General features: G+C 33.7%; 24 protein-coding genes. 6 read left to right on the forward strand and 18 right to left on the reverse strand.

All coding sequences use genetic code 11. The annotated features are described in order from the left end of the window. Window positions 1–16: 16 nt before the first annotated feature. Both B6K90_RS03735 and B6K90_RS03740 read right to left on the reverse strand, forming a co-directional pair. Window positions 17–595: a dihydrofolate reductase family protein gene (locus B6K90_RS03735; protein WP_088011338.1), complete on the reverse strand. Its 579-nt coding sequence runs from the start codon at window positions 593–595 to the stop codon at window positions 17–19. 446 nt (window positions 596–1,041) lie between these two features. Further along, window positions 1,042–1,830, reverse strand: coding sequence for a phosphotransferase (locus B6K90_RS03740; RefSeq protein ID WP_088011340.1), 789 nt, complete (start codon window positions 1,828–1,830; stop codon window positions 1,042–1,044). A gap of 252 nt (window positions 1,831–2,082) precedes the next feature. Between B6K90_RS03740 and B6K90_RS03745 the strand changes: the two genes are divergently transcribed. From B6K90_RS03745 to B6K90_RS03755, 3 genes are all read left to right on the forward strand, one after another. Continuing rightward, window positions 2,083–3,276, forward strand: a complete 1,194-nt coding sequence (locus B6K90_RS03745) for a COG4705 family protein (RefSeq protein WP_088011342.1) — start codon at window positions 2,083–2,085, stop codon at window positions 3,274–3,276. 206 nt (window positions 3,277–3,482) lie between these two features. Then, window positions 3,483–3,968, forward strand: a complete 486-nt coding sequence (locus B6K90_RS03750) for a DUF2975 domain-containing protein (protein WP_088011344.1) — start codon at window positions 3,483–3,485, stop codon at window positions 3,966–3,968. A gap of 10 nt (window positions 3,969–3,978) precedes the next feature. Continuing rightward, a complete protein-coding gene (locus B6K90_RS03755) occupies window positions 3,979–4,197 on the forward strand; it encodes a helix-turn-helix domain-containing protein (RefSeq protein ID WP_088011347.1) in 219 nt (72 codons plus the stop codon). Window positions 4,198–4,281: 84 nt separating this feature from the next. Here B6K90_RS03755 and B6K90_RS03760 read toward each other — a convergent pair whose 3' ends face one another. From B6K90_RS03760 to B6K90_RS03810, 11 genes are all read right to left on the reverse strand, one after another. Then, window positions 4,282–4,731 carry a GNAT family N-acetyltransferase gene (locus B6K90_RS03760; RefSeq protein ID WP_088011349.1) on the reverse strand — a complete coding sequence of 150 codons (450 nt, stop codon included), beginning with the start codon at window positions 4,729–4,731 and terminating at the stop codon, window positions 4,282–4,284. Window positions 4,732–4,880: 149 nt separating this feature from the next. Beyond that, window positions 4,881–5,777, reverse strand: coding sequence for a LysR family transcriptional regulator (locus B6K90_RS03765; RefSeq protein ID WP_088011351.1), 897 nt, complete (start codon window positions 5,775–5,777; stop codon window positions 4,881–4,883). 149 nt (window positions 5,778–5,926) lie between these two features. Beyond that, on the reverse strand, window positions 5,927–6,388 hold the full coding sequence (locus B6K90_RS03770; RefSeq protein ID WP_088011353.1) for a GNAT family N-acetyltransferase: 462 nt from the start codon (window positions 6,386–6,388) through the stop codon (window positions 5,927–5,929). Between the two features lie 129 nt (window positions 6,389–6,517). Then, window positions 6,518–7,879, reverse strand: a complete 1,362-nt coding sequence (locus B6K90_RS03775) for a sigma-54-dependent transcriptional regulator (protein ID WP_088011355.1) — start codon at window positions 7,877–7,879, stop codon at window positions 6,518–6,520. A gap of 20 nt (window positions 7,880–7,899) precedes the next feature. After that, on the reverse strand, window positions 7,900–9,975 hold the full coding sequence (locus B6K90_RS03780) for a sensor histidine kinase (RefSeq protein WP_088011357.1): 2,076 nt from the start codon (window positions 9,973–9,975) through the stop codon (window positions 7,900–7,902). A 116-nt stretch (window positions 9,976–10,091) separates the two neighbouring features. Next, window positions 10,092–10,934, reverse strand: coding sequence for a nitrilase-related carbon-nitrogen hydrolase (locus tag B6K90_RS03785; RefSeq protein WP_088011359.1), 843 nt, complete (start codon window positions 10,932–10,934; stop codon window positions 10,092–10,094). 25 nt (window positions 10,935–10,959) lie between these two features. Continuing rightward, window positions 10,960–12,312: a (Fe-S)-binding protein gene (locus B6K90_RS03790; RefSeq protein ID WP_088011361.1), complete on the reverse strand. Its 1,353-nt coding sequence runs from the start codon at window positions 12,310–12,312 to the stop codon at window positions 10,960–10,962. A gap of 2 nt (window positions 12,313–12,314) precedes the next feature. Further along, entirely contained in the window at window positions 12,315–13,709 is a 1,395-nt protein-coding gene (locus B6K90_RS03795) for an FAD-binding oxidoreductase (RefSeq protein ID WP_088011454.1), read from the reverse strand. 24 nt (window positions 13,710–13,733) lie between these two features. Next, a complete protein-coding gene (locus B6K90_RS03800; RefSeq protein ID WP_088011362.1) occupies window positions 13,734–14,615 on the reverse strand; it encodes a DUF6282 family protein in 882 nt (293 codons plus the stop codon). Between the two features lie 273 nt (window positions 14,616–14,888). After that, a complete protein-coding gene (locus tag B6K90_RS03805) occupies window positions 14,889–15,374 on the reverse strand; it encodes a hypothetical protein (RefSeq protein ID WP_139840672.1) in 486 nt (161 codons plus the stop codon). Window positions 15,375–15,487: 113 nt separating this feature from the next. Further along, window positions 15,488–16,294: a protein phosphatase 2C domain-containing protein gene (locus tag B6K90_RS03810; RefSeq protein WP_088011366.1), complete on the reverse strand. Its 807-nt coding sequence runs from the start codon at window positions 16,292–16,294 to the stop codon at window positions 15,488–15,490. Window positions 16,295–16,534: 240 nt separating this feature from the next. Between B6K90_RS03810 and B6K90_RS03815 the strand changes: the two genes are divergently transcribed. After that, window positions 16,535–17,644: a zinc dependent phospholipase C family protein gene (locus tag B6K90_RS03815; protein WP_088011368.1), complete on the forward strand. Its 1,110-nt coding sequence runs from the start codon at window positions 16,535–16,537 to the stop codon at window positions 17,642–17,644. Window positions 17,645–17,979: 335 nt separating this feature from the next. Then, complete coding sequence (locus tag B6K90_RS03820; protein WP_088011370.1) at window positions 17,980–18,522, forward strand: DUF1003 domain-containing protein; 543 nt, start codon at window positions 17,980–17,982, stop codon at window positions 18,520–18,522. Between the two features lie 157 nt (window positions 18,523–18,679). Here the strand turns inward: B6K90_RS03820 and B6K90_RS03825 are convergent, their stop codons facing one another. The 4 genes from B6K90_RS03825 to B6K90_RS03840 are packed head-to-tail and all read right to left on the reverse strand — an operon-like array spanning window position 18,680 to window position 23,340. Then, a complete protein-coding gene (locus B6K90_RS03825) occupies window positions 18,680–20,260 on the reverse strand; it encodes a hydantoinase/oxoprolinase N-terminal domain-containing protein (RefSeq protein ID WP_088011372.1) in 1,581 nt (526 codons plus the stop codon). Further along, window positions 20,260–21,354 (reverse strand): DUF917 domain-containing protein, encoded by a 1,095-nt coding sequence (locus B6K90_RS03830; RefSeq protein ID WP_088011374.1) that lies wholly within the window; start codon window positions 21,352–21,354, stop codon window positions 20,260–20,262. Before B6K90_RS03830 ends, B6K90_RS03825 begins: the two co-directional genes overlap by 1 nt. A gap of 29 nt (window positions 21,355–21,383) precedes the next feature. After that, the gene (locus B6K90_RS03835; protein WP_088011377.1) at window positions 21,384–22,703 is read right to left on the reverse strand and encodes a purine-cytosine permease family protein; all 1,320 of its coding nucleotides are present in this window, start codon (window positions 22,701–22,703) and stop codon (window positions 21,384–21,386) included. A gap of 46 nt (window positions 22,704–22,749) precedes the next feature. Beyond that, complete coding sequence (locus B6K90_RS03840) at window positions 22,750–23,340, reverse strand: TetR/AcrR family transcriptional regulator (protein WP_088011378.1); 591 nt, start codon at window positions 23,338–23,340, stop codon at window positions 22,750–22,752. 586 nt (window positions 23,341–23,926) lie between these two features. Here B6K90_RS03840 and B6K90_RS03845 point away from each other — a divergent pair. After that, window positions 23,927–24,109 (forward strand): hypothetical protein, encoded by a 183-nt coding sequence (locus B6K90_RS03845; protein ID WP_088011380.1) that lies wholly within the window; start codon window positions 23,927–23,929, stop codon window positions 24,107–24,109. 468 nt (window positions 24,110–24,577) lie between these two features. Here B6K90_RS03845 and B6K90_RS03850 read toward each other — a convergent pair whose 3' ends face one another. Further along, window positions 24,578–25,339, reverse strand: coding sequence for a hypothetical protein (locus tag B6K90_RS03850; protein ID WP_088011382.1), 762 nt, complete (start codon window positions 25,337–25,339; stop codon window positions 24,578–24,580). Between the last annotated feature and the right edge of the window lie 67 nt (window positions 25,340–25,406).

A 25,406-nucleotide genomic window follows, 5' to 3' on the forward strand; every position in this document is an offset into this window, starting at 1 on the left:
TTCTCAGCCGATTTTTTTACGATTTTAAAATATTGTACGTAAGACCAATTACACCAGAATTAAATGTTTTGTTTTCGACAAGAGAGAGGTTGCGTTTAGTTTCCGAGACCTTAAATAAAGGTAGACCACTTCCTATAATAACTGGTGAAATAGTAATTTTTATTACATCAATTAAATCGAGTTCCATAAGAGAATGTGCAAACCTTGGGCTACCTAAAATAATAATATCTTTACCTGACTGTTTTTTTAAGTTTTTAATTTCTTCCTCAATATTTTCTTTTACTAATTTTGAATTATTCCATTCTGCTTTTTCAAGTGTCATAGAAAATACAACCTTTGATGTCCCTTCAATCCATTTAGCATGTTCAATTTCATGTTCTGATGCTTCAGGGTTAGAAGGTACTGAAGTCCAATAATTTTCCATCATTTGATATGTTCCTCTTCCCCATAACACTGTGTCTACAGTACTTAAAACTTCTTTAGCATGCTTTTCTAATTCTTCATTGTAAGATACCCATCCAATATCCATTGCACCGTTTGGTCCTTCTACAAAGCCATCTAAAGAAGAATGTAAAAATAAAATAACTTTTCTCATATATCCTCCTATTTAAGTTAGGGTTGTTTTCTTAATTTTATATAAAACAAGGAATTACTACCGATTGTTGCAATCCAAAAAGCCATTTAAATTCCCTCGAAAAAGTTCCAAAGAGAAACACGAATATGTTTATTCTCTTAAAACAATATTCTTTTTATGCTTTAAAAAATCCTTTTCTTGCGTCATGGTTAATTATTTCCTTAAACTAAGTAATGCTTTAGTTCATTAAGCTAAAGATGATACAACTACTAGTATGATTAAGCGCTATACTAACAATAATTATCGTCAAGACGTTTCCATAATTCTTTTGAGTGAAATCTTTTAATCTAGATAATAGACAAATTCCCCTTAACTCTACCAAATTCATTTAAGTGCTTGTTTGAGAAATCTACAAAAATGGCTATCATAACTGCCACTTGAAGCGATCGTTAAATAACACATTAATTTTAAATCCACTGCTTACCTTCTTCACGTATAAATTTAATATCATTTTGATAATGGTCAAGATGTCCTTCTTCTATCATGTTTTGAAATGCAATGTCACCTTCCATGGCTTTTCTTGAAATTGTTTTGCATAAACCTTTTAAACGTAGAGTTACTATTTCTAATAAATCTTCTTTAATTCCTCCCCCGTAATTTTCAAAAAACAATCTAATTCGTTGTTTAAGACGATTAGCGTGTTGTGAATCATAATATACTTTCTCGTTTGTTTCAGAAAGATAAAATCTACTTAAAGGAATACAAGTATAAAGAGTATAAGCAATGTCCCATATTCTAGGACCTGGACCAGCCACATCAAAATCAATAATACCTACAGGTCTTTCATTGTTAAAGATAATGTTGTAAAATGCAAAGTCATTATGGCATAGTACCTCAAATTGTTTAGGAGTATGATCGATTGGTACCCAGTTATCATCAAATACAAAATCACTTACTGCATCATGGTAAAGTCGTAGCATTTTCGCTATTTCAATTAATACGGTATCTGACCACATGTAATCTTTTAATGGATAGTTACCCGCTTCTCCTTCAATAAATGATAAAATTTCTCTTCCTTTTTCATCTATTCCTAAAATTTTTGGTGCATAATTAAAGCCTTTACTCTCTAAGTGCTTTAATAGCTTATGAACTTTGAGACTATCAGGCTTTATTTCTCGTCGAACTGTATTTCCAGCACGATAAACTTTGGATACATTCCCTCCAGTTAGCATTTCTTCATTTTCATGATTTGACATCTAACTATCCCTCCTTAACATGGTGTTTGTTATACTATAACTTCTTTAATTAAATAAAAATGTTATTTTCTTTGCTCTCATCGAAATATGACTTCTTCTTTGTCGGAAATCAAATTCTATTTATAAATCTTAATGTAAAGTAGTTTTCAATCTTTAAAAATAAATTGTACAATTCTCCTGTTTTTCATTTTCCTTTCATTATTGTGTGTGATTATAAAATTGTATTTTAAATCAATAGAAAGGAATTCATTTATGGAGACAAAACAAAAGAATATAAATACTCTGCTAAATAAGGTACCAGAAGTTACAATCTATTTCTGGATTATCAAAGTTCTATGTACAACTGTTGGGGAAACATTTGCTGATTTCTTAAATTTGAACCTTGGTTTGGGTTTAGGACTTACAACAATCCTTATGGGTGTGGCATTTTTTATCTCTTTATTTTTTCAATTCAAGGTTAAGAAATATGTACCAAGTATTTATTGGATCACTGTTGTACTAATAAGTGTATTCGGAACATTGGTAACTGATAATTTAACTGACGCAATTGGAGTACCTCTTGAAACAAGTACAATTGTATTCTCAGTGCTGCTAGCATTAACGTTTCTTTTTTGGTTTCTTAGTGAAAAAACACTTTCTATCCATTCAATTTTCACAAGAAAAAGAGAAATATTCTATTGGTTAGCGATTCTTTTCACATTTGCACTAGGTACAGCTGTTGGGGATTTATATTCTGAGCAACTTGGACTAGGTTATTTTAAAACAGGTGTAACAGTTATTGTGATCATAGCTTGTATATTTTTAGCGTGGAAGGTTTTAAAACTCGATGGCATGATAGGTTTCTGGATTGCGTACATTCTTACACGTCCACTTGGGGCATCACTAGGAGATTACTTATCTCAGCCAAAAGTGAATGGTGGTTTAGGTTTAGGAACAACAAGTACAAGTATCATTTTTCTTATCGCAATTTTAGCAATCATTGTTTTTCTTGCTGTTACAAAAATTGACATTTCATTATATATTGAAAAAATAGATGCACAAGCTGCAAACAGAAATAAGAATAATATAATGAAACAAACTATTTTGGCACTGTGTATTTTCTTAACGGTTGGTATTGGTGGTTATATTAAATTATCATCAAAAGTAGCTTCTACTAAAACAACATTAACTGGTCAATTAACAGATTTTGTAACAATAGAAAATAAAATGTTGACTGATATGAACTCAAAAAACTTTATTTTAGCTAAAAAAGATGCTGACAATTTGGAACATCAATGGGATACATCAGAGGCTAAACTTAGAAAAATAGATAGTACTTCATGGACTAAAATTGATGGTACGATTGACGTTGTATTAGCAGCAGCTCGTACATCAACCCCAGATGCAAATAAATGTAAATCGGCAATTAATCATTCTCTTAATGTAATAAACGCTGCGAATAATTAGTTTTTTGATCTCACGTTAAAAAGTCGTAATTTAACGTTTTTAAAGTAAGAGCATTTCTTGTAATGAGAAATGCTCTATATTTTTGTCAAAATTAAAAGGATATTTTAATAACAACAATAATATAATAAAAAAACAATACATTTTTATTGTAAATCGATAAATTATGTGTTAAATTCATATTGTCTAAAATAAGTGAGGTATTTAATATGAATGGTAAAAGAGGTTCAACCACTTTCTTAAAGTTAATTATTTTTCTAGTTGGAATTGCAGTGCTTGCATTATGTATATTTTTGGTACCACGTTTGGCCAATTTCGCATCAAACTTGTATCCAAATATTGCCGCTATGAAATATCTTGTTTTCATCGTGATGTATGGAGCTGCTGTGCCTTTTTATATTGCTCTTTATCAGGCTTTCAATCTTTTACGATACATTGACAACAACACAGCGTTCTCCGAATTATCCGTAAAGGCGTTAAAGAACATAAAGTATTGTGCGATTACAATCAGTGGCTTGTATGTTTTAGGTATGCCACTCTTTCATTTTATCGCGAGGAATGTTGACCCTCCTATTGGATTTTTGGTACTAATCATCATCTTTGCTTCGCTGGTTATCGCTGTTTTTGCTGCTATCCTCCAACAGCTTCTACAAGAAGCAATTAACATAAAATCTGAAAATGATTTGACGGTCTGAGGTGGATGGTATGGCAATTATTATTAATATTGATGTAATGTTAGCAAAACGAAAAATGAGCGTAACGGAGCTTTCAGAGAGGGTTGGAATTACGATGGCGAATCTTTCCATACTGAAAAATGGTAAAGCAAAGGCTGTTCGTTTTTCAACGTTAGAAGCGATCTGTAAGACTTTGGATTGTCAGCCAGGTGATATTTTGGAGTACAAAATCGACGAGGACACTCAATAATAAAAACAGAAAACAATTTTTAATTTACGGGAATCGATCGAGAATTTAAGGGATAGCTTAATTGCTATCCCTTCTGTTTTAATGCTATATATCTAATACTACCGCCATTTCTTTTCCAAATCGATCGCCATAATCAATAAATCCTAAACTTGAATATAAATTATGTGCTCCTAAGTTTTCAGGATGATATCCTACGACAATTCTTTTGGCATTAGTTAGTTTAGTCATTTCATCGATCAATAACTGAGTAGCAATTTTACCAATTCCTTTTTGTTGATAGCTCTTATCAACCATTATTCTATATATCCAATATCCATCTAGCTCTTCTTCAGTAGTATTAAACATTAAAAACCCAACCGCTTTACCTTCAAAATAAATAGCATATGGCTTTAGTGAAGATTCAAATTTCGATTGAGCAATCGAGATTGCATTCGATTCAATGTGACTCTTTTGATCTTCAGATACCTCTAATAGACAGCATTCATACCAATTTTCTGCATTTAGTTCCACAAGTTCTACGTTTCTGTTCTGCATAGTTTCTCCTTTGTTACAATTATTTGAGATTTACCCCATTCATAATTTTAACAAATTTTTCCAATTTAGAATCAGGACTTTTATCCTGATTCAACTACTCTATTAGTACATTGACAAAAAAGGATTCTTAAACACAAAATAACCCCTCATCATTGAGTGGCTATTTCTTTAACAATTTCGATAAATTTTTTACTTATATTTGAAAGCTTTTTGTTTTTTGGATAGATTACCCATAAATCTTTAACAACGTATTCATTATTTTCTTTGTAAGGAATAGATCTTAAGTTTCCACTTAGAATGTACGGATGAAATTTAGCACCTGACTCATTAGAATACACAAATACATTATGTTCTCTAACAGTCTCTGTAAGTATATTCATACTGTTTGTAGTTACTCTTATTTTATTTTTATTTTCTTTAATTAACTTAGAATAATAATAATCAGAATAGATTGAATAGCACGCTGTATCCATTTCTAATACATCAGCTTTTGTTGCGTAGTCTAGATGATAGAGAGGGGAGTTTTTTCCAACAATAACGTGAACACGATCAGTCCGAATTAATTCATAGTTAATATTTTTTTCACTCTTTAGTATCTCTAAATCTTGAGCGAAAAAGCAAAAATCATATTCAGTGTGTTTAATTGTTTCCATTATTAGTGGAGGATCTTTTTCCTCGATTTCAATCGTTACATTCGGATGTTCATCTTTAATTCTGTTCAATGCTCGTAGAAGTACAGCTGCAAAAGTAGGCGCAGCTACTATTTTCAAATGAACCTTTTTATTATTTTTATAATCAAACAGCTCTTCATTTAACTTACTGATAATTTCTAAGACTTCACTAGCTCTATTTATTAAAATCTTTCCTTCTTCTGTTGGAAATGTTCCTTTTCTTGAACGAGTAAAAATACTTATTCCCATTTCATGCTCTAATTGGGAGATCGATTGACTTAGACCTGAACTTGTAATATGCAATTTTTCTGCAGCTTTAATGATTGATTTCTCGCTTGCAACTTTTACGATATATTCCATTTGCTCGAAATTCATAAATTCTCCTCGAATAAGAGTATACACACTTATATTTTCTTTCAATTGAAGTTGTATTCACATTCTAGCATGAATAAGTGGTGTAATTCAAAAGCCTCCCGTTATGATTTATGATCTGACTAAAACATGCTTTTATTAAGCGAGAAGGTTCATAAAAACAATTGCATTTCATTATCTTTATTTGTAAAACCTATTTTTTTATATAGTGGCGCACCATCCTCAGAAGCGTGCAACCAAATTCGTTTAACTCCACTTTTTTTACATTCATCGATACACAGCTCGAGAAGTTTTCTGGCCAATCCTTTACCACGATACTTTGGGAGAGTGTACATATTTAGAATATAGGCTTCAATCCCTTTTAAATTCTCTAAATATGGTGGTCTTTTAAATAAGACCATCCCACTAATACTTACTGCCACCCCATTATTTTCTACCATAAAGGATAGAAATTCATTTTTTGAAAGTGCTGTATTTAAATATTCCCTCGTTGAAGTTTCGATTAGATGCTCCTCTTCATGAGTCCTCAGTTCGCCTAATTCCTTTAGAAGTTCCAATCGTAAATTTATTACTTGCTCAATATGTTCATTAGTTACCTTAATAAAATTGAACAATTAAACACTTCCTTTTCTTTTAATTTTCTTTAAGTATATAACTGTATATTCTTTAAAATGGTACTTAAAAAAAAGAATCGACTAAATTGTCGATCCTTTTGTTTTAACTAATACATGAGATAAATAATATTAAACCTTCTCAGAAAAATACTTATTCATCTTATATAAAAGACTTTGTCTAGAAATCCCAAGTTTTCTCGCTGCTTTTGCAGGCTGACCAAGCGAATCATCAAGAGCTTTCAAAATGTACTTTCTCTCAATTTGATCTAATATTTCTGGTAAAGGGAGATCGTCATTCACTGATTCAATTAAACTTTCATTTTTCATTTCGCGTATTTCTCTTGGAAAATCCTCAATTACGAGTGTTTCGCTGTTACATAAAACGACGGCTCTTTCAATTGCATTTTCTAGTTCACGAACATTACCTTGCCAATGATAATTCATTAAATAATTTAATAGCTCTCGGTTAGCTTGATAGTTTTTTTGATGTTTATTTCGATACTTATCTAGAAATTTTTCTACTAAGAGTGGAATGTCTAACTTACGCTCTCGTAATGGCGGTATGTATAGGTCAACAATATTTAATCGATAATATAAATCTTCTCGAAATTTGCTCTCTTCCACTAATTTCTTTAAATCCCGATTCGTTGCACAAATAATCCGGACGTCAACAGTTCTCAGCAAATCGCTTCCAACTCTCATAAACGTCTTATCCTGTGTGACTTGAAGAAGCTTTGCCTGAAACGCAGGTGAAATTTCACCAATTTCATCTAAAAAAATGGTTCCTCCATTTGCAGCTTCAAATTTTCCTTTTCTGCTAGCGACAGCTCCTGTGAATGAGCCCTTTTCGTGACCAAATAATTCACTTTCCAATAATGATTCAGGAATTGCTGCACAGTTTACTGGAACAAAAGGCGCTTGTTTTCGTCCACTTAGTGTATGGATCATTTTTGCAATTTTTGTTTTTCCTGTTCCACTTTCTCCTTGAATCATAATATTTGCTTCTGTGTCTGAAACTCGTTCTACTAAGTTAATGATGTTTTTCATCTGAGGACTGCTTGTCACGATTTCCCCATAAATTTCAGATTGTTGAAGCTGTTCTTTAAGCAGTTTATTTTCCTCTTTTACACCAAGCCATTCAAATGCCTTTTCAATTACAACGATTAATTCTGTTAATTTAACAGGTTTTACCAAGTAATCAAATGCACCAGCCTTCATTGCCGAAACAGCATTGTCAACATTACCAAAAGCCGTCATCATAATGAACACCTTATTAGGATAAAGCCCAATAAATTCTTGTAAAAGCTCTAAGCCCGATACATCTGGAAGTTTCACATCTAAAAAAACCAAGCTTGCAGAAACTTCAGCCATTTTTTTTCGAGCCTCTTGCCCATTCGCAGCCGTATAAACGGTATACCCCTGTTTGAAAAGCGAGGATTTTAAGATTTTTAAAATTTTCGATTCATCGTCTACAAGTAAAATGGTTTTCATTAATCTATTACTCTCCTTTCCTATACAAATTTTGGGAGCTTTATTGTAAATATTGTTCCTCCCACATCTGATTGTGCGTAAATTTCTCCACCAAATTGCGTCGTAATTTCATGGGCAATAGATAACCCAAGTCCTGTACCTTCCTTTTTTGTTGTATAAAATGGATCAAAAATCCAGTTAATTTCCGACTCTGGAATCCCAATCCCTGTATCTTTGATTTCTATTGACCAAAAGTTACCAGATTCAGATAGCTTGATTGATAGATTTCCACCATCTTCCATTGCATGTAAACTATTTATTATGATGTTTAAGAATACTTGACTTAACTTCCCTTGCGAAGCGAAAACGAAAGCTTCTTCCGTTTGAAATGTTTTTGTAACGGAAATACTTTGTTCGACCAATTTATTTTTTAATAGATTAAGGAGCTCATCAATGACGGCTGCTACATCTACCTTTTCCCAATCTTCTTCAATTTCACCTTTTGATAATTTTAAGAATTCAGATAATATTTTATTCAAACGATCCGTTGTTTCTAAAATATCTTCTGACATTTCCTCCACAAAAGTAGGGTCTGTTAAATCTAATTGAATAGCTTCCGCTGCAGCTTGTATAATGCTTAACGGATTTTTTATTTCATGTGCAATCCCTGCTGTTAATTGCCCCAATGAAGCAAGTTTTTCACTTTGCTTTACGAACTCTTCCATTTTTTTATAATCACTAACATCCCTTAAAATCAAAATGGAACCAATCGTATTATTCCATTCGTCACTAAAAAATGAAGAATAAATGCGGACGTCCCGTTTATTGCCAGACTTGTCATAAATATGACTTTCCATCTCGTTAATTTCAGTGCCTTCTTTAATCGTCTTCCATGCCAAAAATTCGTCTTCATTTCTTTTAAAAGGAACGTCAATAATATACTTTCCAGTGACTTCTTCCCTAGAATGACCCGATAATTCCTCGGCACCTTTATTGAACGTAACGATTCTTCCTTCATTATTCATCGTAATAATTCCGTAGGGGATCGATTCTACTATATTAAATAAATATCTCTCTTTATTTTTAAGCTCAGTAGCCATATTTCCCATCGTTGTCGCAAGGTTCTCAAGCTCGTCCCCTGTATGAAGAATTTCAAAATTATCCCTTTTTCCTTCAGAATATTCCTTAGCTTGTTTCGTTAATAAAGTCACAGGTTTAATAATTCGAAATGCACCAAACATCGTTAATAGGAATGTTAGTAGAAGAACAACGAAAAAGCCTTGTAGTAACAAAACTTGCACTTGATTCGCTGGAGCAAGCGCCTGGTCAATCGATTCACCGATCATCAAGCCCATTCCCCCTAAAGTCATTGGCCTGTAGGAAATTAACATTTCTTTACTGAATAATTTTCCTTCCCATATACCGCTTCGATATTTACTAAGTTCATTTCCTAAATGATGCTTCGATAATGACTCACCAATATACTTTTCAGTTGTATCAGAAATAATTGTTCCATTACGATCGATTAATAGATTTATACCTTTTGAACCAATCTTGCCCTCTGAAAGATAGTCTGATAACGTACTCAAATTCACATAAGCAATAACGGCTCCGTGATAATTTAATTTTTCGTCAAGTATTGGATAAGCAACAGCAAATGTTTTCCGTCCATCATCTAAGGTTAAGAGATTCGAAATGTAAAAGGTTTTACTCCATTTTAATCGTTTTACAATACTATTTATTTCAACTGTATATGAATTATTGACATTTGGGATAGTCGTGATCGAATATCCGTTTTGATCAAGCACATCAATAAATAAATAGAGTGGGTTTTTAGACACGACATGATTCATTTCTCCCTGATAGGAAAGCGTATTTTCCTTCTTTGCGAATTCGGTTATCACACGGGTATCATTTATCATTTTGTCGATCATGAAACTTGTCTTCGTAGTAATCGTCTTACTCATTAATTGATTCCGGTACTTTATCTCAGACCGGACCGAATTATTCAATACATTCGTCGTTATATAATAAATGGAGGCTAGTGAAGTAAAAACTACAACAAATGTAAGTAGAACATATCTTTTCGTAATTCTAGATTGCAATAATTGTTTCAAGTTCCTTACCTCCATTGGAAGTTCTCTTTTTATTATATATTTTTAGAAAATTCGTGTAAATTATTATTAGAGAAAAACAAAATGCCCTCTCTACTATAAAGGAGGGCATTTCCTTTTCATCGAAACTGCAAGTCGGCAATTTCTTGATAATGCTTGATCGTTATATGAGTATCCTCATCTCTAATGACAGGAAGTAACGTTTTTACTTCTCTAACTAAACTTGAATCGATTTCACATATTTGTACTGACGGTTCTCCATATGGACATTGCGCAATTATTTTGCCATATGGATTGAAAACTTTCGAATTTCCATAAAATGAGATTCCGTTTTCCTCTCCAACTCGATTCACTAATACAACATAACAGCCGTATATACTTGCATAAAACTTGCCAACCGTTTCCCAACCTTCCGAGCTAGAATACTGGCTACCAAGGCCACCAGCTGGACTATTTATTAATCCAATTAGCAGGGATGTATGATGATGCGCTGCAATATGAGGTAAAGATGGTTGCCATAAATCATTGCAAATTAGCATCGCAGAATGAAAGGAATTAATTTTTTGTATAGTTACTTTCTTTCCTTTTGAGAAATATTTACCTTCTTCAAAAACTCCATAATTAGTTGGGTAAACCTTACGTTGAACAGAAGTGACCTGACCATTTTGGATCATCATTGCTGAATTGTAAATTTGATTTCCTAAGCCTTCTTCCACAAAACCGAAAACTACGCTCATGCCAAACTCTCTCGATGCCCGGCATATCTTTTTTATTTCGTTTGAATCTATCGATAAAGCTAGATCATATAATTGACCTTTTAAGTCATAACCAGTTAATGATAACTCCGGAAAAACTAGTAACTCAGTTTTGCCCTCATATTTCTCCATAAGAGTAATCATTTCTGATAAATTCGCTTCAATATCGCCAAAAACTGGTGCAACTTGGGCAATTCCTACTTTCATATGACTCTCCTTTTCTATCGAACGATTAAGAAATTCCACATGCTTCAGCCAGTACGTCTACTAAATGTACCCCTTGGACATGAGAACTACAGCCCTTTCTTTCTATTCCAACTCGCATTTGTAGCAAGCACCCTGGATTAGTCGTAACCACTGTCGCTGCTTTCGTCTTTTCTACATTTTCCATTTTTCGATCGAGGATTTTCATTGATTCTTCAAAATGAAGAAGATTATAAATTCCACCTGATGCACAACAGCTATCACTGCAAGACAATTCAATAAAGTCAGCTCCAGGAATTGAACGTAATAATTTCCTTGGTTCTTGTTGGACTTCTTGAACATTTCGTAAATGACAAGAATCCTGGTACGTAATGGCACCTTTCCATTCTTTCTTAAATGGTAGTGGTCCGTATTCTACAAGTACTTCACTTATATCTTTAGAAGCTAAAGCAAAGTTCTTAGCACGCTCTGCCCATTCTTCTTCATTTCTTAAAAGATGGTCGTATTCATTTAGCTGAGCTCCGCAACCACCAGCATTATTAATAAAATAAGTCGCGTTCGCTTCCTCAAAAGCAACAATATTCTTTTTCGCCATCTCTTTAGCATGATCTGTCATACCTTGGTGTGCATGAAGAGCACCACAACAATTTTGTGCTGCTGGAATAATGACTTCACACCCAACTAATGTTAACAGTTCAATCGTTAAACGATTTGTCCGATTTAAGATGGCATCGGATATACAACCTGTAAAAAACGCGACCCTCGTTTTCGTTTCTCCTTTTGCAGGAATGACAGTTTCATATTTATGTCGTTTTAATGGAGATTCGATAACCGGTAGAACGCTTTCAAATTGAGCCATTGGTTCCGAAATCTTAGATAGAATCTTCGTCTTTTTCACAATTGTTCTCATTCCAGATTTTTGATAAAACCAAGTTAAATTACCTAGGAATCTCATTCGTTTCGGATATGGAAATACTTGTGATAATAATAACTGCTTTACTTTATCATTCTTCGTTTTTTCATGTTTTTTTGCTTGTTCCTCTGCAATGACCTCTTTTGCAGATTCTAGAATATGCCCGTAAGGAACACTTACAGGACATGCCGTTTCACAAGCCCGACATCCTAAGCATAGATCAATCGGTTCAGCCAAATGCTTGGAAACATCGATTTTACCTTCAGCCGCCATTTTGACGAGGTTAATTCTTCCTCTAGGAGAAGCCGATTCTTTTCCCATTGATTCATAAGTAGGACATGCTGGTAAACAATAGCCACACTGGATGCATTGATTTGTAGCTTCATATGCTAAGTCAAACAGTCGATTACCTTTTTTAAGTTCAATATCCGGCGACTTTATTAATTCCTTTAAAGGAGGAGGATTCATATTTAAACGAGCACCACCTTTGTTTGCCCTGCTTTTGGGAAAATCTTTCCGGGATTTAGAATCAGGTTAGGGTCCCAAGCATGTTTGATTTTTTTCATTAAATCAAGACCATCAACTCCAAGCTCCATCTCCATATATGGTGCTTTTAGTGTACCAATTCCGTGTTCACCTGAAAGCGTGCCACCTAGGGATACTGCTGCTTCAAAGATCTCACTAACGGCATCTTCCACTCGTTTCATTTCAGCAATATTTCGTTTATCTGTAATAATATTCGGATGTAAATTCCCATCACCCGCATGGCCAAATACAACTAAATTCAGTTCATATTTTCTACGAATTTGATCCAGTTTTTCCATCATTGCCGGGATTTGGCTTCGAGGAACAGTTGCATCTTCTGATATTTTAGTCGGCCCCATTTGTGTGATAGCTGGAGATACCATTCTTCGTGCTTTCCAAATGTCATCCCTTTCTTCATCTGTTTTAGCTGTTCGAACGCTCGTTGCTCCAACGCTCCAGCAAAGCTCTTCACATTTTTCAATTTCCTCTTCAATCGCCAAAGGATGCCCATCTACTTCAATAATAACAAGTGCCTCGGCATCAAGAGGAAGGCCGCATGGACTGAAATTTTCAACTGCTCTTATACATGCGTTATCCATTAATTCCATCGCAGCAGGTAAAATACCAGATGATAAAATTTTCGTAATAGCATAGCCAGAATCGACTAATCTACTAAATGTCGCTAATAAAGTTTTTCGTGCGAGTGGTTTTGGGATTAATCTTAAAGTCGCTTCCGTAACGATTGCCAATGTCCCTTCAGAGCCTACTATTAATCTAGTTAAGTCATAGCCTGTCACGTTTTTTACCGTTTTCCCACCTGTTCGAACGATTTTTCCTTCTGGTGTAACTACTTCTAATCCAATAACATATTCCTTTGTCGTCCCATACTTTAGCCCTTTTGGTCCGCTCGAGTTCTCCAAAATATTTCCTCCAATAGTGGATATTTTAGAGCTACTTGGGTCAGGCGCATAAAACAATCCTACCTCTTCCGCTTTTTGATGAATTTCTCCTGTTGTGATTCCGGGCGATACGATTGCTAACAGATTTTCTCGATCAATAATTAGCTTTCTATTCATTCTAGTCATATCTAAAACGATACCGCCTTCAACAGGCAAAGGTCCCCCGCTTAACGAAGTCGCAGACCCCCTTGGATAAATCGGAATGCGATATTTGTTTGCTATTTTCATAATCTCACTAATTTGCTCAGCATTTTCAGGTTGAATTGCTAACTCAGGTAAATACTCACCAAATGAAGCATCATAACTATAAGAATATAACTCTGCCAGGTCGGTCAGTATCCGATCAGACGGGATAAATTGCTCGATTTCTTTTACAATCATTTCATCCAATTCGATTCTCCCTTTCTAAATCCCTAACAGCTTTTTAGGATTGTAATTTACCATCGTCAAGATTTCCTCTTCCGTAATCCCATTTCTCAACATATCTTCAATAAAATTACTTAATGCCTTAATTGGTGGAATATTGTGTTGCTGTCCATAGTCCGTCACCATTACACATGATTCGGCTCCTAATTGTTTAATACTCTCAGCCATCTCCTTCGTACTAATATCATTAAAATCTTCACTACTTGCTAAATAACATTTTTCAAGAATACAGCCTTTTTTCACTAGCTGTTTTTCGTACTCAAAAGGAACTCTCGCAATACCAAGATCTGTATGTTGAATTAAGATTTTCTCTACTTTTCTATCCTTCGCTGCATCGACCAAAGCGAGAACTTCTTCCACTTCTAAATGCCCCGTCGCTAAAATAACATTCGCTTCCGCTATTAACTCTAGTATCTCATAAACTTCTGGATATATATTTTTATTCTCATCCCAAATCTCAATTCCAGCAGTTGGATGAGTCAATACACGTTTACTATTGAAGAAATTCGTTTTTTTCTTTCCAAAAAATCGCTGATGCTGCTCAGCCGAAAAAGTAGGCATCCAAATAACTTTAGCCCCTAAACGAATCGCCGCATCTACCGCTGTAGGAGACAGACCTCCTGTAAAATAATTACAAACTAATCCACCATACACATGCAATCCAGGTTCCTTTTCACGAATAAGAGTTGCACGGTCTGCAGTTTGAGCTTCATGGGCTTTTAAAACCACACCTGCCATTCCAGCTTTTTTCACATCTTCTACTAGCTCCCAGTCTGTTTGTTTTCTTGGGAATAAGCTTGGCGAACTATGAACATGTAATTCGATTGCACCTTTAAGTAGTGGATGAAATTCTTGGGTCAATTTAGGTCACTCCTTAATAAATTTTGGTTTTATTAATTTATTAAGCAATATTTATGCCAATTCATTTTTGAGGAGGAATTATATGTAAGCGTTTTTATTCCATTTAAAAAACCCTTGGGTTAGCAAGGGTTTTGGTTTTATTATTAACTATTTAATAGATCATACAAATTAATCAATTATAGAGTGCAGTGTAAAAAAATATATCAAATGTGCAATATTTTTTTACAAAATGATTGTAAATACTTCTTCTGGTTTTTATAGGTGATAAAAACATTAATCCCAATAATTAAATATTACTTCACCAATTGTAATTGGGTTCCAACGTTCAACTTGTTCTTTAATTGTACCTATATTTCTTAATTCCGCATGTTCTTCAAGAAAAAATTGTTTGTTTAAGTCACTTACTTTCATTACTGTATAACCAGTAAACTCTACTGCCAGATCTTCAAAGTCGATAAAATCCAATGGAAATGAGTTACCAAATTCACCGAATTCATTAGCAAGACAAAATGCAACAAGTGGATGTGCACTATTTATTACTGCATAAACAGGTTTTGGTAGAAAGAAAAACTTTACTGCATAAAAATTTTTATAATCTGTTTCTAAATCACTTAATATCTCATACTTTATATGTTTTAAAGAAGCAACTTCTTTACATTTAGCATAAAATTTTGATTTATCAATTGAAGGTGGTTCAGGATCCTTTCCAGGCATATAATATCCTCCTGTTACACCGTATGGTAAATTCATTTTGGTCATATTGAACTCCTATATCAATTTGGATTTAATTAAAATTCTCTATAATTATACCAATTAATCTTTTATAACAAAGCCTATACATAAAAAAAGATACCCATATATGGCATCTAAAATTAAAACCGAATAAATATCCCCGTTTTATCATCCGATCGAGTCTTGCTTTTCAACTCTTCCATTTCTAATCGCTTTGAATATTCTTCCAAACCAATATCCTTAATTACTTTAAAGGAATGTATCAAATCAAACTTCGGATGAAATAATCCATCACTAATTAATAAAATTGATTTTAAATTTTTTGTATTTATAGATCCCGATTGAATATAGTTCCCGACAGCTTCCGTTCCGTTTGCAACTGAATAACCATTAACTGTATTAGCCATACTCCGATTATAAATAAGTTGATTCTTAATAGAATCGTAGTAGGATTCATCTGGTAAAATCAGCCCTTGCTTCCGCTCCTTTTCTCGTCGCATTTTTGCCCTTATATTAATATCCTTTACAGTATCTTTCGTTAATATTTTTATTTTACCATTATGATATTCTGTTAAAATCATACAATCCCCTAGTTGAGCATATGATACCTTTTGTTTTTCAATTCTTACAATAGCGACACATGTTGACCATAGTTCTTCTGGACGGTTTATGTCTATATTATTTAACTTCATTTCTTCCATCAGTCTTCTATTAGCTAGAATAATTCCTTCTGATAAAGTCATGTCAGCCCTAAAATTATTTTTAAAATACTTTCTAAATAAATTAGAAGCAATAAATGCACCATTCATGCCATCAGCATTTTCAAATGGAGTAATAGGTGTTGCCCCATCAAAAACCCCATATACATTTATTTCGTTGTTTACCACTATTGCATCCTCGGACACTTTTTTTGAAAGGGATACTCTAGCACTTGTACGAATCTCCATATTTTTATCACCACCTAAAAGATTCACGAATGAATTGACAGGTCTCTAAATTAATATGGAACATAGAAGGGAATATGTACTTTTTATTTTTTATATCTTAACAACTTGCAATAATAACGACTATTAATTTCCAAAATTTAACAAAAATTCATAAAACTGAAATATTTTGTTAACAAAAACTTATTATACTTAGTCCTTGTTACTTGTAAGTCTAAAAAATATAAAAAGAGAAGGTGTATCATGAAAAAACGAATTCAACCAAAAAAACTATTGTCATTAGTTGCTGGAAGTGCACTTGCAATCACATCATTTTTCGGCAATTATCAGAAAGCATTCGCATGGTCTGACGAGGATGTTCACAATCAAGATCATAGTACACATCATTTTATCGTAAATGGTAGTGTCAAACTTATTGCCGATAATACGAATCCTGCAATTAACAAGCCTACAACTCTGCTTAATCAGTTTCGCGATCGTTGGGAACAAGGCTTATACGATGCAGATCACATTAATCCTTTTTATGATACGGGCACATTTATGTCTCACTTTTATGATCCAGACACACAAACAAATTATACAGGAGCTTCTTATCCAACGGCTCGTCAATCAGGAGCGAAGTATTTTAATCTAGCATCGGATTACTATAAAAAAGGCGATTTTAACAATGCATTCTACTACTTAGGCGTATCTTTACATTATTTTACAGATGTAACACAGCCTCTCCATGCTTCAAATATTTCAAATCTAGATCATCACGCACCGGGCTATCATTCGAAGTATGAAACGTATGCCGAAAGTATTCAAAATGAAATGACAATGCCAGATTCAGGTCTATATAATTGGATCGCTTCAACTGATCCTGAAGCATGGATTCATCAAGCTGCGGTACAAGCAAAATCCGTTTTACCTCAAGTTTGGAATGATACGATCATTAATTACTTCTGGCAAGCAGCTTATAGTAATTATTATTCTGCTATGTGGAAGAGCGAGGTGAAAAATCCGACTCTTGATCAGTTAAATCAAGCAGAACGAGAGACTGCTGGATTCATAGATATGTTTTTTCGCGTAAATGGTGTTGAAATGCCTGTAACTGTATATAAAGAAAATGCTTTTAGTGGCGCATCAGAATTACTTGGATCCGGTAATTATGATTACGATCAGCTTGTAAAAGGTATTGGCAATGATACCATTTCTTCTATTCATATTGCACCAGGCTATCAAGTAACTTTATTTTCCGATGCAAATTATAAAGGAGCTTCGACCGTTCTTACAAATGATGTACATGATTTAGGTAACTTTAGTCATCAAGTATCAAGCATAAAAGTCGCGAAGATCTCAGCACTAAAATAGACTAAAATCTCACGCAATTAAGTTGAATAAACTCTCTAGTCACAGAGAAATAGGAAATATACATAAGATTATTTAAAGGAAAATAATAAATTATTTGAAAATAGTATAGTCCTAATGGAAAAGTCATCATATAATAGTAAAGGTATTATTTATACGAAATAAGTGAGGTGGAACATTTTTATGGGTAGTCCCAGTATAGGTGAGTCGGATAATTTACCGACATCAGAGGAAGTCATACAATTGAATATCCGAGGCGGATTACAACATAAAAATGTAATCCAACTTTTATAAGCTTTTGAAACATGGCTTCCTCTAGAAAAGAGGAGGTTGGAACGATGGTACAAAACATTTGGAAACAAATTAATTTTAAAAAACAAATTGAGAAACCAAAAAAAATTCAAGGCTTTGATATTGATTTAAACCAAGAAAACTTATCACGAATTGATCGACTTGTGGATCGTTATGAGTCAGAAATTCTACATCATTTAGATAGTGATTACACTCAACGAACAAAATGGTCTGAAAGAATCGCAGATAAAATCGCTGAATTTGGTGGTAGTTGGAAATTTATTCTTTGGTTTAGTTGTACACTTGCTGCCTGGATGATTTGGAATAGCTTATCGATTACAAAAGCTTTTCATTTTGACTCTGCTCCTTTTATCTTGTTGAACTTATGTTTATCATTTATTGCAGCATTTCAAGCACCAGTCATTATGATGAGCCAAAATCGTCAAGCAGTACGAGATAAGCATGAATCTGTTATAGATTTTGCTATAAATTATAAAGCCGAACAAGAGATTGATGACATGCAAAGTCGTCTAAACAATATAGAAAATCAATTAACGGAGATTAGAGATTTACTTAAACAAAGAAATTAAAGATATTGCTATAAAAGGATTTTTATAGTGTTATTATCCCCTTTCAGTAGACAGAAAATAGATCGTTCTGTCCACTGGAGGGGATTTTAGTGTTCTTAGATTTAAACTATTTTCAATAGCTAAAAAGGCACCTCCAAAAAGGAAGGTGCCTGTTTCTTTAAACTAATTCATTTACCTCAACCTGCGCCAAATCCCCAGCTGCCTTTACTCGTACACGAGTCGCATTACCAGGCAAATAAGCCAGTGGTACATCCTCAATATCAACAATTACTAGATTATTAGGATCTGCTCCCGCTTTCATTGCTTCTTGTTTTGCCTCATCTTTTGCCATTTCCAATGCTTGATCACGACTTAATTCTACTAATTTATAAATTCGTTCGACTTGACCGCTTACTTGTGAAATCGCTGCACCAATTGCGTTGGCCACACCTGAATGTTGTGGACGAATGACTTCTGAAGCTCCTTTTAAATTTTCAGGAAGTAGAATACTGCCACCACCAACTAGAATAACTGGCACATCTTCTGCACTTGTTTTCATCTTGTCGATTGCTTCTTCAACTAACTCGACCATTTTCACATAAACTTTATTTAATAGTTCCTTATCTAGATGAGCTACTTTTGATGCATCACCTAACTCGACTTTTCCAAGTGCAACTGCTACGTCTGTTGTAGTTAATGTATCTCCACCGAAAATTAAGCTTTTTTCTGGAAGGCGATAACCAACACTATCAGGTCCAACTGTGAATTCTCCATTTTCCTTGATTCGAATAATTGTTCCTCCGCCAAGTCCGATTGATATTAAGTCAGGCATACGGAAGTTTGTTCGTGCTCCGCCAATTTCTACTGCAAGTGAAGATTCACGTGGGAAAGATTGAATTAAAACGCCAACATCGGATGTTGTACCACCTACGTCGGCTACAATAGCATCTGAACTTTTCGTTAAATAAGCTGCTCCTCGTAATGAGTTCGTCGGACCGCAAGCAATTGTAAAAATAGGATATTTCACGGCATATTCTACAGACATTAACGTACCATCATTTTGTCCAAAAAATACCTTCGCTTCTATTCCTTCATTTTTTAATGCATTAATGAAACCGTCAGCCGCTGTTTTTGCAACATTTACAACTGCAGCATTGATAATTGTAGCATTCTCTCTTTCTAGTAATCCAACTGAACCAATTTCTGATGATAACGAAATCGCAACATCTTCTCCAAGAACTTCCTTTATAATTTCACTTGCTCTTTCTTCATGAGATTTTGATACAGGTGAAAATACAGAAGTAATCGCTACTGAATCGACTTTCCCTTCGATTTCATGCGCAATTTGATATAGATGTTCTTCGTCTAAAGAAACAATCTCTCTTCCATCAAATTCGTGACCACCGCGCACTAAATAGACATATTTACCAAGTGCTTCACGAAGATCATCTGGAACACCGACTAGAGGTTTTACCGCTAATGTAGCTGGAGCTCCAATCCGAATCGCTGCGATTTTATTTAATCTCTTTCTTTCAACGATTGCATTTGTACAATGTGTAGTCCCTAACATCGCGTATTTAATTTGTTCTCTTGGTACATTCGCATCGCCGATAATTTTCTTCAAAGCTGTATAAATTCCTGTCGCAACATCTTCTGTTGTAGGTGATTTCGTTTCAGATACTACTTGATTATTCTCATCTAAAAGCACTGCATCAGTATGTGTTCCGCCAACGTCGATCCCAATTCTATATGCACTCATTATAATGTCACTCCTTTTTTAACAAGCTCTTCTACTGGAATATAGTCAACGTCGTAGCCAAAGTATTTTGGTCCTACTGTTTCAATTCCTTTGTCAGTTCTCCATTTCGGATGGCAAGGGATACCAACTACTACACATCTTGCACCATATCGAATACCTTCTGTTGTAATTGGCAGTCCTGTTTCAGCATCAAGTACAGCAATTAAATCAGGTGTCACACAAAGTAAACGTTGATTTGTTTGGGCTAGCAAGTGCTCATTTTGAAAACGAACTTCTAGAGTTTCCCCTTTATATTCATTAATGCCCTCAAATGTTGCGATACCCTTTGCAAATCCACTTTCAGTTTTTCTATTAATATCTGTTACCTTTCCACGGAATAGTTCAAAGCCATTTCCACATTTTAATGCTTCCTTTACTGGATCTGCGTTGTTTTCTTTTGCGAGTCTAATTGCTTTTCCTAACTCTTCTTCGAGTTGAAGTATATTACGGATTCCGCTATCTTTTAAATTTTTTCCTGTCATCGGATAAATGGCAGTCATGACAGAACCACCCATTTCAATAGTTGCAGCTCGGGCAATCCGTTCAGTCCAAAGATTGTTGATTGTTGATAAGACAGAATTATTCCCTTTCTCATCGGCAAGAACCATTGGCGTTGCTGAAATACCGTCTAAGTAAAATGTCACCATTTGTAATTCTGGAAATGCTCTACCCATGCCGTCTACATCAACGACAGGTAATCCTATTTTCGCTGCAAGAGCAAGAGGGATCATCGAATTAAGACCACCAGCCTCGATTGGCATCGTTGCATAAATTTTCTTACCTAAATAAGACTCCAGGTTTTGAAAGGCGCTAAACATCTCTTCACCGCTTGGAACCTTTTCAAGCAATACAGTTGGTGCTCCCATCATCGCTGACGGAACAATTAACGCATCATCCGGAACTTCGTCTACATCTAATAAAGTGATTTCCCCATATTCTTCAATCGCTTGTAAAGCCATTAATTTACCTATGTATGGGTCTCCCCCTCCTCCTGTACCTAATAAAGCAGCACCTACAGCAATATCTTCAATTTCCTGTTTACCTATTTTTCTCATTTTTAGAATACCTCCAATATTCAGAAATCTTATGCAGTAATTTTCTCATCCACTACTCGTTTATTTTTAATAGCCTTTGAAATTAAAACACCGAAGTAATAAACAATTCCACTTAATACAAGTGAGTTAATTGATGGAATACCAAATTTTATAAAATAACCAGCTGCAAATCCTGCTGCCCATGCAATTAATGTCACTGGATTAATCTTTTCTGGTTCAGCTGGCAAAGTTCCCTTTTCCTTACTTTCATCCAATGCTTTTCGATATGTTTTTAACACAAAATAATCAATGACCATAATTCCCGCAATCGGTGGAATCATAACACCAAGGAACACTAAAAAATCTACAAAACGGTCAAGAATACCTAGAATGGATAACAAAGATCCAATTAATCCAATTACAAGTGTTACTATTCCACGATTCACTTTAACTTTAAAAATCGTGTCGATAATATTTGTAAATCCTAGAGAAGAAGAATATAAGTTCAAGTTATTGATTTTCACAGTAGAGAAAACAACAACTGCTGCACCAATCCAACCAGAAGTTTGTAGCATAATACTCACAACATCATTCGTTTTTGCCGCATGTGACATTAATACAGCAATCATACTTACACCTAGTTCTCCGACTAGCGTCCCGATTGTGGTCATCCAAAAAACATCTTTACCACTTCGAGCAAAGCGACTAAAGTCTGGTGTAATGACCGCACCGATCATAAATCCACCGGCAACCATTGTTGCACCAACTCCTATTGAAAGTGAATGACCTGGAGGAGGAGTTCCTATTAAACTAATAATTGAATGATCACTAAGAACTTTATAAACTCCGAATCCTACTACAATCAGAAAAGCAGGAACTGCAATTTTCGCAGTTAGGCTTAATAGTTTAAATCCAAAAATAACTAAAACAGTTACGCCTATTCCAGTAATCGCAGCAGCAACGGGAAGACTCAATTTACCATTAGTTGCCTCGACTAATCCATTTGCAAAAACAGAGTTTTGTACGCCAAACCAACCAATACAACAAATGGAAACTACAAAGCCGATAATACTGGAGCCATATCGACCAAATCCAGTCCAACGTGATAAAAGACTAGTAGAAAGACCTTCACGTGCCCCGGCATAACCTAATAGAAAACTAACAATTTGCAACAGAACACTTCCGAACATCGTAGCCCAAAACGCCTGCCAAAAAGTCATTCCATATCCTAATGAAGCACCTAACATAAATTGAGATAATGTTGCCAAAGCACCAACTCTCACAAGCATGATATCCCACATTGGTAATCGTGCCGATTGTGGTACCCTTGATAGTGAGTAATCATCTCCAATATTTGACTTATTTCCCATTACTTTCAACCTCCCCATTATTTTTCACCAGTTAGTAAACCTTTATTTATTGTGAAATTCCATTCCAAAACTGATTAAATGTGATATCCAATCTTGTATAAATTTCCTTTTCACTATGTCGATGCATTTGCCAAAACAGCCCGTCCATTATGCATTGGAATGACAAAGCTAACGCATGACAATCACTTTCCTTAATTTCCCCTTTCTCTATCCCTAGCCTAAAAATTTCAGAAAGGATTTTATACTCATCTAGCTCCATTGAAGCAAATCGTTTCATAATATCTTCTTTTATAAACTCTGGTGGAGATGTCATTAGACGAACTAGAATTTTAGCTTTTAAATCCTCTTGATATTGAAAATTGATAGCCGATTTTAAAATAGAGTAGAGTTGAACTTTAGTAGATTGATTGCTTTTAAACTGTGATTCAACGATTGATAAATGCCCATCCAATGTTTCCTTATATACAGCTAGAAAAATATCATCCTTTCCCTCAAAAAAAGCATAAACAGATGGTGCCTTAATCCCAACTTCACTTGCAATTTCTCTAATCGTCATTCCAGAATATCCTTTTTTTGCGAATAACTTTGTTGCTGCTTCTTTAATATTCTCTTTTGTTGATTTTGGTTTAGTAGTCATCGTTTATACAGATCCCCCTAATTAAACCTAACTAACTTATGTTAGGTAGTGAGTTAAAAAAAATATCATTTCTTTTACTCTACTATTTATATTTTCTATACTTACATGTTTTAAAGATTAACCCCTAACTAATGTACGTTAGGTAATGAACTAAAAAAAATAATATAGTTTACCTAACACTTGTTAGGTAAATAGATAAAAAAATAAGATTAATTTCCAAATCTACCTAACACATGTTAGGTAACGAGCTAAAAAAATATGATTGCTAAATCTCATCTTTTTACTATTTAATGAATCCCTCCATTCACTAAAAATATATATTGTAGCTATATTACCACCACAAAACACAGAATACAATGATTTTTCAGAAAATAAACCAAATAATATTTGATTATTTTCAAGACGAAACTAATTCACGAATTCTTGTCCTTTTATAATAAGGTAATCGCTTATTCTATGGTACTAATCTGCATTCTCATAGCTATTTTTTGTAAAGTTTGTGTAATCGTGCTGCGAAATTTGATTTATTTTTCCATATTAGTGATATACTTAAATTATTAAATCCCTATTATAGGAGGAATGAAAAATGAACGAACAAGAATTAAAAGAATATCGTACAAATATCATTTCATCACTAGAGGAAGAAATTGCTCACTATCAAAACTTAATTAAACTAACAAGACACAGCAGACTTAAAGAAAGCCATACATATAATCTTAAATTCATGCAAGAATTATTGGACGCTGAAAAAGCTGATCAAAATAAATAATTAAGAGGTGCCTTCTAAGTGGAAGGTGCCTTTTTTGATTCTAAGAACGCTTATTTTTATTTTTAATACGACTTTCGTTGATGATTAGGGCATGTTTGATTATACCCTTCAGATTGAGATTCAGAAAATAGGTAGCATAAAGCTACCAAACGGCAATTTTTATGGTAATAATTATAAAATTTTGTTACCTAAACCATATTTTTGTTAAATTATTAACCATAATTATGTAACTACTAAAAAAGTCAGTAATATTAAATTTTGAGTACTTCTAATCATTATATATTTTTATTTATAATAAAAATTAAAATTTTCAATCTCCATATTGTACTTTTCTTGACTATTGACATCTTTATGTTTTATTAATTAACTTTTAATATTCTTTTGTTATATTCACGAACTATCATGTAAAAAAGTAATATGAAATCATATAAAAAGCTCAGTTCTAAGAACTGAGCTTTTTAATAATTATTAAAATTCTTTAGGAGTAGGTAATATTAAAAATGACCCATTACCATCTACACTAAATAAAACGTTACTGTCTTTATTTTCATCTCTTGAATCTGTTTTTGTATTAACAGCTTGAACAGCTATATTATAGATCCCTTTTTTTAACATTTTACTTTTTCTAAATTCCTCAACAAGTGTTTCTGCCTTAGGAACTTTATTTTCATTTCCATACAAATCGTATTCATAAATAGAATTGATTACGCCGATATGGCCTGCATTTATTTTTGGTTTACTACTAATCAAAGATGGTAGAATAACATCAGTATCAATGATATTATTTTTTCTAAACCTTTCAATCAATTTTAATTCCTGAGATTGCTCAATATTAATATTTAAATAATATAAAAAGAATTTATCTTTATATATTTTTTCAAGTTTTTTATCTGAATTTAAATTATATTTTTTTATTAACTTATTTGAGAATTGAATTATTTCAGGATTTTGTTCAATATAAGCACCTTTAAATAATTCAAAATAGATATCATCACTATCTTCGGGAATAACCTTTAATGTATCTCTATCAATAGATAAATGTAAATAAGTTGGGTATGGTTTATTTAGCTTAACATCTGCTTGATAATCTACTCCTTCGAACCAATTATTTTCTACACTAACGATATGAATTTTTTCTTTTATCCCATAATTTTTATTTAAATAACTTTCAATAGATTTTTTTAATTCTTCATTGGAAGCTCCTGTACAACCACTTAAAAAAATAAGCAATGAACAAAATAACTTGCACCCCACTTTTCTCCTATTTTTTTAAGATCCTTATTAAAGACTCCCCTTT

This window comes from Gottfriedia acidiceleris, assembly GCF_002128425.1.
GTDB lineage: Bacteria > Bacillota > Bacilli > Bacillales > Bacillaceae_G > Gottfriedia > Gottfriedia acidiceleris.

What these genes read in the sequence shown, in the direction of transcription:
- B6K90_RS03735 (WP_088011338.1), bottom strand. Translation starts at nt 595, where the DNA reads ATGAGAAAAGTTATTTTATTTTTACATTCTTCTTTAGATGGCTTTGTA.
- B6K90_RS03740 (WP_088011340.1), bottom strand. Translation starts at nt 1,830, where the DNA reads ATGTCAAATCATGAAAATGAAGAAATGCTAACTGGAGGGAATGTATCC.
- B6K90_RS03745 (WP_088011342.1), top strand. Translation starts at nt 2,083, where the DNA reads ATGGAGACAAAACAAAAGAATATAAATACTCTGCTAAATAAGGTACCA.
- B6K90_RS03750 (WP_088011344.1), top strand. Translation starts at nt 3,483, where the DNA reads ATGAATGGTAAAAGAGGTTCAACCACTTTCTTAAAGTTAATTATTTTT.
- B6K90_RS03755 (WP_088011347.1), top strand. Translation starts at nt 3,979, where the DNA reads ATGGCAATTATTATTAATATTGATGTAATGTTAGCAAAACGAAAAATG.
- B6K90_RS03760 (WP_088011349.1), bottom strand. Translation starts at nt 4,731, where the DNA reads ATGCAGAACAGAAACGTAGAACTTGTGGAACTAAATGCAGAAAATTGG.
- B6K90_RS03765 (WP_088011351.1), bottom strand. Translation starts at nt 5,777, where the DNA reads ATGAATTTCGAGCAAATGGAATATATCGTAAAAGTTGCAAGCGAGAAA.
- B6K90_RS03775 (WP_088011355.1), bottom strand. Translation starts at nt 7,879, where the DNA reads ATGAAAACCATTTTACTTGTAGACGATGAATCGAAAATTTTAAAAATC.
- B6K90_RS03785 (WP_088011359.1), bottom strand. Translation starts at nt 10,934, where the DNA reads ATGAAAGTAGGAATTGCCCAAGTTGCACCAGTTTTTGGCGATATTGAA.
- B6K90_RS03790 (WP_088011361.1), bottom strand. Translation starts at nt 12,312, where the DNA reads ATGAATCCTCCTCCTTTAAAGGAATTAATAAAGTCGCCGGATATTGAA.
- B6K90_RS03795 (WP_088011454.1), bottom strand. Translation starts at nt 13,709, where the DNA reads ATGATTGTAAAAGAAATCGAGCAATTTATCCCGTCTGATCGGATACTG.
- B6K90_RS03805 (WP_139840672.1), bottom strand. Translation starts at nt 15,374, where the DNA reads ATGACCAAAATGAATTTACCATACGGTGTAACAGGAGGATATTATATG.
- B6K90_RS03810 (WP_088011366.1), bottom strand. Translation starts at nt 16,294, where the DNA reads ATGGAGATTCGTACAAGTGCTAGAGTATCCCTTTCAAAAAAAGTGTCC.
- B6K90_RS03815 (WP_088011368.1), top strand. Translation starts at nt 16,535, where the DNA reads ATGAAAAAACGAATTCAACCAAAAAAACTATTGTCATTAGTTGCTGGA.
- B6K90_RS03820 (WP_088011370.1), top strand. Translation starts at nt 17,980, where the DNA reads ATGGTACAAAACATTTGGAAACAAATTAATTTTAAAAAACAAATTGAG.
- B6K90_RS03825 (WP_088011372.1), bottom strand. Translation starts at nt 20,260, where the DNA reads ATGAGTGCATATAGAATTGGGATCGACGTTGGCGGAACACATACTGAT.
- B6K90_RS03830 (WP_088011374.1), bottom strand. Translation starts at nt 21,354, where the DNA reads ATGAGAAAAATAGGTAAACAGGAAATTGAAGATATTGCTGTAGGTGCT.
- B6K90_RS03835 (WP_088011377.1), bottom strand. Translation starts at nt 22,703, where the DNA reads ATGGGAAATAAGTCAAATATTGGAGATGATTACTCACTATCAAGGGTA.
- B6K90_RS03840 (WP_088011378.1), bottom strand. Translation starts at nt 23,340, where the DNA reads ATGACTACTAAACCAAAATCAACAAAAGAGAATATTAAAGAAGCAGCA.
- B6K90_RS03845 (WP_088011380.1), top strand. Translation starts at nt 23,927, where the DNA reads ATGAACGAACAAGAATTAAAAGAATATCGTACAAATATCATTTCATCA.